This is a genomic window from Candidatus Cloacimonas acidaminovorans str. Evry, from assembly GCF_000146065.2.
Taxonomy (GTDB): domain Bacteria; phylum Cloacimonadota; class Cloacimonadia; order Cloacimonadales; family Cloacimonadaceae; genus Cloacimonas; species Cloacimonas acidaminivorans.
In genome coordinates, this window is the sequence record NC_020449.1 from 1,593,974 (window position 1) to 1,607,995 (window position 14,022).

General features: G+C 38.7%; 11 protein-coding genes. 8 read left to right on the plus strand and 3 right to left on the minus strand.

Annotation, left to right across the window (positions count from 1 at the left end):
* The first annotated feature begins 377 nt into the window (after nucleotides 1-377).
* Nucleotides 378-713, plus strand: coding sequence for a hypothetical protein (locus CLOAM_RS09725; RefSeq protein WP_157860019.1), 336 nt, complete (start codon nucleotides 378-380; stop codon nucleotides 711-713).
* 200 nt (nucleotides 714-913) lie between these two features.
* Nucleotides 914-3,670 (plus strand): DNA polymerase I, encoded by a 2,757-nt coding sequence (polA, locus tag CLOAM_RS06440; protein WP_015425076.1) that lies wholly within the window; start codon nucleotides 914-916, stop codon nucleotides 3,668-3,670.
* Between the two features lie 99 nt (nucleotides 3,671-3,769).
* Here polA and CLOAM_RS06445 read toward each other — a convergent pair whose 3' ends face one another.
* Entirely contained in the window at nucleotides 3,770-4,498 is a 729-nt protein-coding gene (locus CLOAM_RS06445; RefSeq protein WP_015425077.1) for a hypothetical protein, read from the minus strand.
* 163 nt (nucleotides 4,499-4,661) lie between these two features.
* On the opposite strand from CLOAM_RS06445, the gene CLOAM_RS06450 reads away from it, so the two are divergent.
* From CLOAM_RS06450 to CLOAM_RS06475, 6 genes are all read left to right on the plus strand, one after another.
* Nucleotides 4,662-5,039 (plus strand): desulfoferrodoxin, encoded by a 378-nt coding sequence (locus CLOAM_RS06450; RefSeq protein ID WP_015425078.1) that lies wholly within the window; start codon nucleotides 4,662-4,664, stop codon nucleotides 5,037-5,039.
* Between the two features lie 20 nt (nucleotides 5,040-5,059).
* Nucleotides 5,060-5,650 carry a rubrerythrin gene (gene rbr / locus CLOAM_RS06455; RefSeq protein ID WP_015425079.1) on the plus strand — a complete coding sequence of 197 codons (591 nt, stop codon included), beginning with the start codon at nucleotides 5,060-5,062 and terminating at the stop codon, nucleotides 5,648-5,650.
* 20 nt (nucleotides 5,651-5,670) lie between these two features.
* Nucleotides 5,671-5,811 carry a rubredoxin gene (locus CLOAM_RS06460; RefSeq protein ID WP_015425080.1) on the plus strand — a complete coding sequence of 47 codons (141 nt, stop codon included), beginning with the start codon at nucleotides 5,671-5,673 and terminating at the stop codon, nucleotides 5,809-5,811.
* A gap of 81 nt (nucleotides 5,812-5,892) precedes the next feature.
* The gene (locus CLOAM_RS06465; protein ID WP_044279020.1) at nucleotides 5,893-6,345 is read left to right on the plus strand and encodes a ferritin family protein; all 453 of its coding nucleotides are present in this window, start codon (nucleotides 5,893-5,895) and stop codon (nucleotides 6,343-6,345) included.
* Nucleotides 6,342-7,016 (plus strand): tRNA (adenosine(37)-N6)-threonylcarbamoyltransferase complex dimerization subunit type 1 TsaB, encoded by a 675-nt coding sequence (gene tsaB, locus CLOAM_RS06470; RefSeq protein WP_044279021.1) that lies wholly within the window; start codon nucleotides 6,342-6,344, stop codon nucleotides 7,014-7,016. The genes CLOAM_RS06465 and tsaB overlap by 4 nt, the downstream gene beginning before the upstream one ends.
* A 143-nt stretch (nucleotides 7,017-7,159) precedes the next feature.
* The gene (locus CLOAM_RS06475; RefSeq protein WP_015425083.1) at nucleotides 7,160-11,326 is read left to right on the plus strand and encodes an endonuclease; all 4,167 of its coding nucleotides are present in this window, start codon (nucleotides 7,160-7,162) and stop codon (nucleotides 11,324-11,326) included.
* 1,236 nt (nucleotides 11,327-12,562) lie between these two features.
* On the opposite strand, the gene CLOAM_RS06480 is transcribed toward CLOAM_RS06475, so the two are convergent.
* Nucleotides 12,563-13,255 carry an ATP-binding cassette domain-containing protein gene (locus CLOAM_RS06480; RefSeq protein ID WP_044279022.1) on the minus strand — a complete coding sequence of 231 codons (693 nt, stop codon included), beginning with the start codon at nucleotides 13,253-13,255 and terminating at the stop codon, nucleotides 12,563-12,565.
* Nucleotides 13,255-14,016 (minus strand): ABC transporter permease, encoded by a 762-nt coding sequence (locus tag CLOAM_RS06485; RefSeq protein WP_015425085.1) that lies wholly within the window; start codon nucleotides 14,014-14,016, stop codon nucleotides 13,255-13,257. The genes CLOAM_RS06480 and CLOAM_RS06485 overlap by 1 nt, the downstream gene beginning before the upstream one ends.
* Nucleotides 14,017-14,022 lie beyond the last annotated feature (6 nt).

The following is a 14,022-nucleotide window of genomic DNA, read 5'->3' on the forward strand; positions in this document are numbered from 1 at the left end:
TAAGAAATACAATATAATAGATAGGGTAGCTATTTGGATAGGCAAAATATAATTATTTAACATCCAGGAACGGATTTAACTCTATTATTCTTATAAATAAAATTCAAAAGCAGATACAGGATGATCAGGTTGTTTTTATTGGTATCACAGTATAATACATTGTAAAGAATATAATTGTTCATTCGTAAATGATATAATTTTAAAAAGGGTATTCTTGCTTTTCCTTTTATCGTGTAAATATAGATTCTTTCATTACCGTATAATTTGTGAGATTGTTATAGCTCGGTTGTAAGTGTGCTTGCTTTCTGTTTTAACTCACAATTTTTCAGTTTGGAAACCAGTTAAAATGCGGTTGGAAGTGCGATAGTTCGTAGATTGTGGCTTTCTGGAAGGCAGGTGAAAATTGTGAGTCAAAACTTTCTCAGCTGAAAATCGTAAATTTAACGAGGGGCTTACGCCTCCATCGCTATCATTGTGTCGCCCTTACGGGCTTTTGGGAAAAGGGAAAGGTAAAAAGAATAGAAATTCGGGCTTTTATTTTAACGAGGGGCTTACGCCTCCATCGCTATCATTTTATCGCCCTGACGGGCTTTTGGGAAAAAGGAAAGGAAAAAAGAATAGAAATTGGGGCTTTCATTTTGACGAGGGGCTTACGCTTCCATCGCTATCATTGTGTCGCCCTGACGGGCTTTTATGAAATCTCAACCTTATAAACCTTCTCAACCTTCTAAACTCTCTAAGCCATCTCAACCTTCTCAACCCTCTAAACTCTCTAAACCATCTCAACCTTTTCAACCCTCTCAACTTTTTTCATTCTAATTCTTTATCTCGCTTTGCAGAATTCCCTTGCCAAAAAATCACTTTCCCTATTGTATTACCAAGCAAGAAAATCAAGCCAAAGGACGGTTAGGAAATGGCTGAGAAATTATATTTAATTGACGGTACGGCATTGTTATACAGGGCTCATTTTGCCTTCATTAAGAATCCCTTAATCAACAGCAAGGGAATACATACCAGTGCTATTTTTGGAGTAATAAATTCGTTTCTGCACATCCTGGAAAATACACAAGCGGCTTATGTAGCCATATCTTTTGACCGTAAAGCTCCTACTTTTCGGCATAATCTTTATGAGGCATACAAAGCTCAGCGTCCTCCTATGCCAGATGAACTTACGGCTCAAATTGAACCCGTGAAACGATTTTTTGAGTTAATCGGCTTAAAGGAAATCGGTCTTGATGGTTATGAAGCGGATGACATTCTGGGTACTTTGGCAAAGCTATATAAGGATCAGTTTCAAATTGTGTTTTTAACCAGTGACAAGGATTACTGTCAATTGGTTGATGAGCGTTCAGTTATGCTTGATCCGATGAAAGATATTGTTTTGGATCGGGATGCCGTATATGCCAAATATGGTGTTTATCCGGAGCAGTTTATTGATTATCTTGCGCTTGTTGGAGACCCTTCTGACAACATTCCTGGTGTGAGCAGCATCGGACCTAAAACTGCTGCAATGCTACTTTCCGAATATCAAACGCTGGATAATATCTATGCCAATTTGGATAAGTTAAAACCACGCTTGCAGGAAGTTCTTCGGGAAAATAAGGAAAATGCCTATCTCTCAAAGCAATTAGCAAAAATTGACACCGATGTTCCGATTCCCAAACCCGATTTAGAACACCTGACTTTTTGGGCAAAGGATTTGAGAAAAGCGATTCCTTTGCTGGAGGAATATGAAATTAATTCCATTAAGCGGAAAATAGAGCTGAAATATCCGGAAACTAATACAACAAAACAACAAACCGAATATCAGGACGATATTTTTAAGGAAAAGGAAAAGCCACAAGAGGAAACGGCAGAAACAGAAGAAAAAATGCCTTTTTCAGCTGTTTTGGTTAACACTCTCAATTTTGTTACTCTGCTCAAAGAACTGAAAGAGGCAAAACAAATTTCTCTTGATACGGAAACGGATTCCCCCGAACCTATGCGGGCAAATTTGGTGGGAATATCTTTTTGCATGGATGAAAAGAAAGCATACTATCTTCCATTGGGACATCAACTTGCAGTAAATTTGCCGCTGCCGGAAGTTCTTCGCCATTTGGAAGATGCTTTAAAAGGAAAACTTTTACTGGGACATAACCTCAAGTTTGATTTAATAGTTCTTGCCCGCAATGGATTAGAACTTGATAATCCACTGTTTGATACAATGCTGGCTGCTTATATTCTTGATCCTGGAACGCTGAATTACTCTCTGGAAACCTGCGCTCTGAATGAATTGAATTATAAAATGATACCTATCAGTGACTTAATTGGCAAAGGCAAAAACCAGAGCACTTTTGATCTGGTAGAACCGGAAAAAGCATGTATATACTCTGCAGAAGATGCCTGGGCTGTTTATAAGCTCTATCCTGTTTACCGGAGAAAAGTGGATTTTAGCGTTATGGCAAACCTTTTTGATACGATTGAACTACCCCTTATCAAGGTTTTACAACAGATGGAAATGAACGGAGTGGCAATTGACTGTTCTGTTTTAAGCGAAATTTCCCATCAGATAAATCTGGAACTGAAGACCCTGACAGATAAAATATATGCTTTTGCGGGATATGAATTTAACATCAATTCTACCCAGCAATTGGCAAAACTGCTCTTTGAAGAAAAAAAACTACCCTACGGTAGAAAAACCAAAACCGGCTATTCTACGGATAACAGTGTGCTGGAAGAACTTGCCATTGACTATGAAATTGCCGGAATAATTATTCAATACAGACAGCTTTCAAAACTGCAATCTACTTATGTAAGCGCTCTGCCTAAAATGATCAATCCCCAAACCGGAAGAATACATTCCTCTTTTAATCAAACCGTTACTTCCACAGGTCGCCTTTCTTCTTCCAACCCCAATCTACAAAATATACCCGTGCGCACAGAAATTGGACGCGAAATCCGGAAAGCATTTTGTGCCAAAGATGCAGAACACCTGATCCTGGATGCGGATTATTCACAAATAGAATTGCGTTTGCTGGCTCTGATGAGCGAAGATGAGGTCTTAATTGAGGCCTTTAAACAAGACCTGGATATTCATAAAAGAATGGCTGCCAAAATTTTTAATGTGGACATTGAAAAGGTTACTCCCGACCAAAGAAGAGCTGCAAAAACCATTAACTTTGGCATTCTCTACGGAATGGGACAACGCAAACTTTCCCGTGAACTGGGAATCTCTCTCAATGAAGCAAAAGACATTATAGACGGTTACTATGCTCAATTCCCTTCCATTCGCAATTTTATCAACCAATGTGTAAATAAAGCTCGTCAACAACATTATGCGGAAACCCTTTTTGGCAGACGATTATACCTTCCTAATATAGACAGTAAAAATCAGGGACTAAAAAGCGAAGCGGAAAGAATTGCGGTTAATATGCCAATTCAAGGAACTGCAGCTGACCTGATTAAAATAGCTATGCTCAACATTCATAAGCAGATAGATAAACGCGAAGACATCAAAATGATTCTCCAAGTCCATGATGAACTCCTTTTTGAGGTTCAGCAAGAAGCATTAGAAGAGACAAAAAATATCGTTAAGACCTGTATGGAAAGTGCTTTACCCCCAAAATATGCGGAAAAAGTCCATCTGAAAACGGATGTGGGAGTAGGAAAAAATTGGTTTGAAGCACACTAAAGAATGAAAAATGTAAAGGTAAAAAAGCTAATAAATCCTCTTCATCCCATACATATTAAATCTGTGCAATCTGTGTTATCTGTGAGAGATAATCTTTTTTTAACTCTTTTCTACATTTTCGCTATGCTTTATTCGTTCCCTCCAATGTGATTTTTTCGGAAAGCGGAACATCCAATGAATCAGGAAAATAAGCAAGACAACAATTACAGCCCCAATAACCGTTAGAAACCAAGGAAAATCCTTTCGCAATTCAACAGTCATTAATTCCTGTTTATGCCACATTTTACGGGTATCAAAACTCCAGGTAACAGTCCCGTTTTCCCTGTCCACATTTTCCGGTAGGGCATTGGTAGAAATAATTTTCCAGGGAAGATGAACTTTGTATGTCCAAACAGGATTTTCGGGTTGCAGCATTCCCAATATATCTTCAATACCTTCTTCTTCCTCTCCCTGTTCCTGGCTTCCAAGTGCAATTCTGCGTTTGAAAGTAATTCTTCTGCCTGGCTCTTTATTTAAGGTTATTTTCCCCCAAAAATCAGCAGCGCCTAATTGATCGTTTACATTATTGAAGGCCTCAATGCTTTTAAACTTGAAATTGATAGTGTAAATAACATCAGGACCTTTTCTATGAATGTCGTAGGATTGTAAATTGATACCTGGTAATGCTGCTTTACGCATAATTTCTTCCGGATTTTCATAAGGTGAACGATGAACTACACGAATAGTTGCATGTCCTGAACCGTTACGGTTAATCCATAGTTCTTCATCGTATTGAACGCATCCAGCTAAAAGCAGAAGCGCTAACAGCAGTATTACAAGGCGTTTCATTCCCCAACCTTTTTCCTAATTTAATGCTTTGTAAAGCATAAAAACCAAAAGCGTTTTTTTTGGCAAGATAATTCTTGATTATTCAACGGTAAAAAATTCTTGCTTGACAAAACTATCAATCTATCATAAAAGGAAAAAGTATATTAACTTAAGGAGGAATAAGATGATAGCTTTAAGACAAATGTGGCATTGCCCGATTTGCGGAAATGTTGTTGAAGTAATTTATGTTGGCGGCGGCGAATTAGTTTGCTGTGGTCAACCAATGCAATTACTTAAAGAAAATACTGTTGATGCCGCAGTAGAAAAACATATACCCGTTGTAACGGATTTGGGAGATAAAATTGAGGTCTCCGTTGGAAGCATCCCTCATCCGATGGAAGAAAAGCACTATATTACCTGTATTGAAGTGCTCATGGAAAAAAAGGTTTTACGCAAAGAACTGAAGCCAGGAGATGAACCTAAGGCAAAGTTTTGCGTGAAAATGGACAAAGTTATTGCCGTGCGTGAATATTGCAATGTTCACGGTTTATGGAAAGCATAAACAATTAAAGGAGAAAAAATATGTCCAACAAAGAAACCAGAACTGCCGAAAATCTGATGAAATCCTTTGCGGGAGAAAGTCAAGCCAGAATGAGATACCTTTATTCAGCTAAAACAGCTAAGAATGAGGGCTTTGAACAAATTTCCAATATCTTTACAGAGACCGCGGAAAATGAAAAAGAACATGCCAAAATATTTTTCAAACATCTGCAAAAATTGGGTCTGGAAGGCGAAATGATCAATATTATTTCATCCTATCCCGTTGGCTGGTCTGCAGATAGCACACTTAAAAATCTGGAATATGCAGCTAAGGGAGAAAATGAAGAATGGACAGAGCTTTATCCCATCTTTGCCGATGTAGCTGAAGAAGAAGGTTTTAGCGATATTGCCCATTCCTGGAGAATGATAGCTAAAGTGGAAAGAGAGCATGAAAAGCGTTTTCGTAAGCTCTATGATAATGTGAAAAATCAAAGAGTGTTTATTCGTGAAGAAAAGGTCTTCTGGAAATGCTTGAATTGTGGTTACATCCATGAAGGAACGGAAGCACCTATAAGTTGTCCTTCCTGCAGTCACCCTCAAAGTTATTTTGAACTTTTTATAGAAAATTACTAAACTCTCAAGGAGACAATAAAATGCAGAAATATCAATGTATGGCTTGTGGATGGATTTACGATCCTGCCGAAAACGACGACATTCCTTTTGAAGACCTGCCCGATGATTTTGTTTGCCCGGAATGTGGCGTCGGAAAAGATATGTTTGAACCCTTGGATTGAATAAATCCGTTCCTGTTTAACCGGGGAGAATCACATCTCCCCGGTGGTTTTTATAATAACTGAAAATTTGTGAGGACAGAAATGCAACGAAAGGACTTTGAGGAAATTCTGGATTTTGCCATAGCGCGTGAGCGGGAAGCAATTAAATTCTATCAGAATTTGCAAAACCAAGCCCAATTCCAGGATCAGAAAGAAATGCTAAAAGAACTGGAAGCAATGGAACAAAACCACATAACGATAATTGAAAAGCTACGCCAGACAGGTGTTAAAGACGAAGATATTCACAAAACTCCCAATTTGAAAATAAGCGAATACATTACAGCTGATCCGGAAACTTTAGACCTAAGCTATCAAAATATCCTTATTAAAGGTATGAAACGCGAAGAAACATCCTTTCTGCTTTATTCCGAAATGAGCGTAAAATTTCCCGATCCTGAAATATCTACCCTTTTCAGACACCTTGCCGCAGATGAAGCACAACATAAAAAGTACTTTGAAAATTTATATGACGAATGGATGCGGAAAGGAAATTGAAACTTGCTCTTGATACTACTCAAAATTTCGGTTCCATAGCTCTGGCAGACGAAAAGAGGGTTATTTACTCCGCCTATTTTGACATTAAAATAACCCATAGCGAAACCTTGATGCCGGCAATTGACTATGCTTTTCAATTCTGCAATGTAGAGCGCAAGGAACTGAAAGAAATCTATGTATGCATTGGTCCCGGTTCTTTTACAGGACTAAGAATTGGCTTAGCAACAGTCAAAGGAATTGCTTTTGCTTTGGGTCTTCCTCTTTATGCGTTTTCTTCTTTGGAACTTTCTGCTTTACCCGCAAGTCGTTTAGGTAAGAACATTTTATCTGCGATAGATGCTAAAATGAAAGAAGTGTATTTTTCCTATTACGATCAGGCAATTAAAGAAATTATCCCTCCTGCGATTATGAAACCGGAAGAACTTTGCCAATTGCATTTAGACGATTTCATCCTTTGCGGAAGCGCTACGGAAATGCTTAGTCCCTTATTACAAAAAGCCGGATATAACTTCCATAATCTTAATCCTATTATGAAAATACCTTCTGCGGCAGGACTTTTTTTCTTGCCAGAAATGCTGCCGGAAAAATATGTTCCCCAAGACATTGAAAATTTGGAACCAATGTATTTGAGAGAAGCCCAAGCGCAGGTTAAAAAGAAGAAGGAAAATTGAAAAAAGTGAGAGGGAAAACAAAGAGATAAAGAGAAGAAGAGAAGAATTTTATAATTATTAATTTAATAATCCGTGTTAATCCGTTAAATCTATGTTGCTAATACATATTTTCGGTGTCTTCAGTGTAAAAAGGAGAATATAAAATGCGAAAAACAATACTCTGCTTACTAATGCTAATCGTTAGCATCTCTATTATCTATGGAGATTACTTTGTCAATTTTGAAGGGACAAATGAAACAAAAACTTCTTATGCCTCAGGAAATGTAACTTTAAGCGGACTTTCCTGGAATATGACAGAGGTATTAATTGGAACTTTAGATAGCGACTGGAAAAATGGAACTCGTTCTGCCCGACTGCGGGGTCGTGGTACTTCAGCAATGACAATGCTGGAAAATAAAACTAACGGTTTAGGAACTCTTTCTTTTTATTATCGTCGTTATTCAACTGAAGCACAAGTTGACTGGAAAGTTGAATACAGCATTGATAATGGTAGTTCCTGGACTCAAATTGGTTCAACTTTTACAGCTCCAGCCAGCGATACACCCAGTTTATTTTCCGAACAGGTCAATGTAAGCGGTAATGTTAGAATCAGGATCAAACGAGCTACGGAATCAGGAACAACGGATAAACGCTTAAATATTGATGATATAACCTTAACAGATTATACTGCTGCCGAACCGACTCTTATTCTTGATCCTACTGTTTTAATAGGATTTACTTATGACCTGGGAGAAGGACCTTCTGCTTCACAATCATATACCTTATCCGGTGCTTATTTAAGTCCTTCATCCGGTAATATAACTATCACCGGTTCCAGTAGTTTTGAGGTCTCTGCTGATAATGTAACTTTTTCTAATAGTTTCTCTTTACCTTATAGTGGAGGCATTCTTTCCCCCGCAACTTTATATGTGCGTCTGAAAGCAGGACTAAGTGAGGGTAATTATCTAAATGAAAACATCACTCATAGTGGAGGTGGTGCCTCAGTTTTCTTGGCTGTTAGTGGGTCTGTAACTTCCACCTCTGTTTTACTCACTGCAGAGGGTTATTTGGAAGATTTCACCTCCTTTACTTCTCTGGAAAGTTTGCCTTTTGGATGGACTTTAAGTGACCAATATACCTACGGAGGAGATTTTGGAACAGGTTCTGCAGGTGGATTAAGAGGTAACGGAGTTTTGGGAATTCAGCTTACGGCTTCGGCTCCCAATAATGCTTTAACTGCCACTCTTACCTTAAAAAATCAAACCGGAGCCACTATCAATAACCTTAATGTTGCCTATCAGGGAAAAGTTGCCAGAACGGATCAGACAGGAACTCCCAAATGGGTAGTCAGTGTAAACGGAACCGAAATTCCTGAATTGGAATATTCTACAGCGGAAGGAATTAATCAACAAAAAAGTGCAATTGTAACCGGTTTAAATGTAGCTGTAGGAGAAAATATTATTATTCAATGGTTTACAACGAGTGCAGGAACCAGTGGAACCAGAAGACAAATTGGCATTGACGATGTAAACATCAATACTAATATTCCAGTTAATCCCCTGATCAATGTTACAGCCAATTTAGTTACTTTTCAAACAGCTCAAGGCACACCATCCGAACCGCAAAGTTATTTTATCAGCGGAATTGACCTTAGCCAAAATATCAATATTTCTGCTCCCAACGGTTTTGAGATTTCTGTAGATGGAGGTTTAACTTATGCTACCTACACAAGTGTTCTTTCTACTTATGAAGGAAATGTTTTTGTCAGGATGACTGGAACTGCTGTCGGAACTTTTGGCGGAAACATTATTCATACCAGTTCGGGGGCTACGGATGTTTATCTTCCTGTAGCAGGAATAGTTACCGGAGCAACAGGTTATGCTGTTGATTTATTCTTTTCCGAATACATTGAAGGGACCAGCTATAACAAAGCCATTGAAATATTTAATGGAACTGGCGCGGCTATTGACTTATCGGATTATAAAGTAGAGTTATATGCAAATGGTTCAAGCACTGCAAACAATACTTTAGTATTAAGCGGAACCCTGGAAAACGATGATGTATATGTTATTTCCCATCCAAACGCTAATGAAGATATCTTAGCCATTACAGATCAGACAAATATGGTAGCTAATTTTAACGGTAACGATGCCTTAGCGTTAGTAAAAATAAGCACGGGAGCTTATGTTGATATTTTCGGTGTAATCGGAAACGACCCTGGAACTGCCTGGTTAGGTGAAAACAATTATACTACCTTAAATTCCACCTTGGTAAGAAAGTCCTCTGTAGCTCAAGGCATAACCCAAAATCCAACAGGCACAGGTGCTTACGCTTTTACTACTTTGGTTACCGAATGGGATTTATACCCTGTGGATACAATAGACAATCTTGGCTATCATAATTTCGCTACCACACCTCAAGAAATAGAACCGCCAACATTGCAAGCTTCAAATTTAATTGCTTATCCTGGCAATACGGATATAACTTTGGAATGGACTCCGGGAAATGGAGCAAGAAGATTAATTAAAATCAACACTATCAATTCATTTACCCCTCCTGTTGACGGTAGCAATCCTACTGCCAACAATGTTTACAGTGGCAACGGAGAACAGGTTATCTTCAATGGAGCAACTCAAATTGTGGAAGGAATTCCGTTAAATGGCTGTAATGTATCCGGTCTTACTCCTGCAACTACATATTGGTTCAGGAGTTATGAATACAACGGCAGTGGCAGTTATACTCGTTATAATACTTCGGAGGCAATAAACAATCCTATTTCCGCAACTACAACAAATACCCAAAGCAGTGGCTATTATGCCGGAATTACAGGTTATGGAAGCACTTTGAAGACAAATCTGCATAATTTAATTCGGACTACACATACCACCCGTTATTCTTACGATGCTTTGTGGATTAAATTGCCCTACACCGATGAAGACCCTAATAATACTGATAATATTATTGAAATCTACACCGGTTGGAGTGTTCCCAAATCCTATTATGGAGGAGGAACTTCACAATGGAATAGAGAGCATACCTGGAGTAAAAGTCATGGTGATTTTGGGGAAACACCACCTGCTGGAACGGATTTACATCATTTGCGTCCCTGCGATTCTACTGTAAATTCTGCCAAAAGTAATAAGGATTTTGATTATGCTCCGAACCCTTATATTGATTCTTCACCCTATAATGGTTACTCTTCAGATACTGGCTGTAATACATCTACTTATGCCTGGGAACCGAGAGATGAGGATAAAGGTGATGTAGCCAGAATGATTATGTATATGGCAATCCGTTATGAAGGAACCGACACTTCTTTTGATCTGGAAATTGTAGATAATATAAATACCAGCGGACCTAATTATGGAAAGCTTTCTACTTTACTGCAATGGCATATTATTGATCCTCCGGATGCCCGTGAAATGCAACGTAATAATCGTATTCAGGAACTTCAGGGAAATCGGAATCCCTTTATTGATGAGCCAATGTATGCCTATCAAATTTGGGCTCCTATGCCTTTAAATCCGACTAATATTACTCAGACAGGTTTCACTGCTAATTGGACAGCTCCCATTTCTGCTACAAAGTATTATTTTCAGCTGGCTACTGATGCCAATTTTACGAATATTGTTCCCGGTTATGATAATCTGGATGTTGGTTTAACTCTTTCCCGCAATATCAGTGGTTTATCTAATGGGTATACTTATTATTATCGTTTGCGTTCCTATTTTACAAGTGGTTACAGTATGTATTCACCTTATCAGGAAGTTACTCTTACCTTACCTGCATCGGCACAACTTTCTTCCGGAACCGCATTAACGGAAGGAAACCTGAATGGAGCTATTTTACAATTGACTTTAACCAATACCACCTGGAGAGATAACACCTTGCTGATTAGTAGTTTTACTCTAAATAATGCTCCTGCAGGTCTTTCTCTTTTAAGCGTGCAATATCTCAGTGCTACAGCCGCTCAAATAGTTTTAAGCTTTGATAATACCGATTTTGACGCTAATATTCTTAATTTTAGCGTTACCATCAATGCTTTAGAAATAAATAATGGCTCCAATCTAACTACCAACACTTTAACGATTATAGCTTATATAGAATGCCCTCTATCCATACAGATTCAGGGTTCGCAGTTGATATTAAATATCCAAGAGGTCTCCGGCGCCAATCTTTACAAGGTCTTTTCCAGCACTGATCCCTACGGTGTTTATACGGAAATAAGCACCAGCGGAATTTTTGATCCTCTTGTTCCCAATCGTTGGAGTTATACCATTCCTGCTGATGAACGCAGATTTTACAGGTCTGCTGCTGTCCGCAATCCTTAATGATCTGGAATTGACAAGGTTTTTGGGTTGAGAAGGTTTAGAGGGTTTTGAAGGTTGAGAAGGTTTAGATGGTTGTGAAGGTTGAGAGGGTTGAGAAGGTTTAGAAAGTTTAGAGTGTAGAGATACCTTAAAGCCCAGAGGGCGATACAATGATAGCGATGGGTGCGTAAGCCCCTCGGAAAAAAAGTTTGAGAGGGTTGAAAAGGTTTAGAAGGTTGAGATTTCATCAAAGCCCGGAGGGCGATACAATGATAGCGATGGGTGCGTAAGCCCCTCGGGAAAAAAGGTTGAGAGGGTTGAAACTGTTTAGAAGGTTGAGATTTCATCAAAGCCCAGAGGGCGATACAATGATAGCGATGGGTGCGTAAGCCCCTCGGGAAATGAAAGCTCCGAGTTCCTTTTTTCACCACATCTGGAAAAATAAGCCCCTTAGGGCGACACAATGATGTAGAAGGTGGCGTAAGCCCCTCGGAAAATTCACGATGTAAACAGCGGGAGGTTTTGACTTACAATTTTCACCTTCCTTCAATATTCCCACACCCTGCAATCATTTTTAACATACAACCACAATTTTTATTGGTCTCCAAACCGAAAAATTGTGAGTTAAAACAGAAACAAAATAGTTGTGTATGAATTTCTGCTTTTTTGCTTTATGCAGCGGATGAGATTCCCATATCATTCCCATATCGCGATATGGGAATGATATGGGAGTCATATCGGAGTATTATTGAAATAATTTTGGGATTTATTTGGGAATGATATTTATTCTGTGTGCTAATGGAAAGCTGTGATTTGAGTTAGCAAGTTCATTCTGCAAAAAAGAATGTGCCGACACAGTTTTTAAAAAATGTTTTGTTTTGACTCACAATTTTTCAGATATATTAAACAGTTGCAGAATGGTTGTAAGCGAGAAAAGAATGTGGGGTGTGGTTACATTGAAGGCAGGTGAAAATTGTAAGTCAAAACCTTCCACCGATTAAATCGTGAATTTTACGAGGGGCTTACGCCACCATCTACATCATTGTATCGCCCTGACGGGCTTTTGGAAAAGGGGAAGATAAAAGGAAAAAGGAACTCCGGGCTTACATTTTCCGAGGGGCTTACGCACCCATCGCTATCATTGTGTCGCCCTACGGGCTTTAAGGTATCTCAACCTTCTCAACCCTCTAAACCTTCTAAACCTTCTAAACCTTCTCAACCCTCTCAACCCTCTCAACCTCTTCTATTTAGTTCTGTTCAGTAGCAGATTTCAGATAAATCAATAACCTGCGTTGCTATTTCGCCTGTAAAATCATCGTCACTGGTGCCAATTAACATTTCCTGCAAACAGAGCTCTTCCCTATTTCCGCTTTTGGTGTATCCGGAGGACGCTGTTCCTCCTCTTTTTTTACTATGTTTCTGCAAAAAACCCAAAAGCAATCTTCTTTCTTCTTTATTGAACAAATAATAGGGATCGTCAATCAACATAATCTTCGGTTTCAAGAGTAAAGACCGAATAAAGCAAAAATACTTGCGCTCTGCTGGGCTTAAATATGCAGGTCTTAATTCCCATCCGCAATTCAAATTCAGCTCTTCCATCAAAAGTTTCAGTTCTTGTTCAAAAGCATTATAGTCCTCGCTGGCAAACCTTTTGTTCCAAGGTAGCAGCAGATTCTCTCGCAAGGAAAGATTGGAAAGCATTATCCCTTCATCAAACACGAGGGAAAAGGTGGAAATAAGGGAATTTTGCCTACAATATTCCTCCAGGGAAATGCCATCCAGCAAGATATTGCCTTCATCCAAATTATACAATCCCATTAAAGCAATTAAAATAGTAGATGAATACTTTTCACAGGGATCATAAAGCACAGTACAACCATCTGTGGTAAAATTAAGATTGAAATTGTGCAATAAACCATTTATAGAAACATTCTTAAAGGCAATATGCACTATGCACCTATCCAAAATAGCCAGGAAATAATTAAATCCAAAATAAGCACGGAAAAAATAGAAATAACCACTGCCTTGATAGTGCGTTGCGGAACTTCCGTTGATGCCCTGTAAACACTCATCCCTTCATAAGAGGCAGTTATGGCTATTACAAAGCCGAAAATAACGGATTTGAGGATGGTCATTAAAATATAAGGAAAGGTTAAAACCGACAAAAAATCATTCATAAATGCCCCAAATGATAAATGATTGAAAAACTGAGCAAAGAGCCAACCACCTAAAACAGCAATTATATTGAAATAAAGGGTTAATACCAGCATAGAAATTACTACCCCCAAAATACGCGAGACAACAAGATAACCCATCGGCGCGATGTCAAAGGATTTCAACAATTGCATTTCCCTGTTCACAACCATATTTCCCAACTCGGTAGAAATCGCTGTTCCACTTCTGGCTATTACTACTAAAGCGGTTATAATTCCACTCAATTCTCCAACTACAACCCTCACCAAAATTATGTGCACCCAAATCCCCTGCCCGAAATTGCTCAAAAAAGCATAACCCTGCATAATGGTTAAACAGCCAATTGCCAAAGCAATAAAACCGATTAAAGGCAGCGCCTCCACTCCCGTAAACAAAATTTGCCGAATAACCACTAACAAACTTACATGCCTGTTATGTTTGATATGCAATAACTCGGTTACTGTTTCTTCCAAAAACAAAAAAAAGTCCCTGAGGGACTTTTTTCTATTGTGTTGCATAAGTTA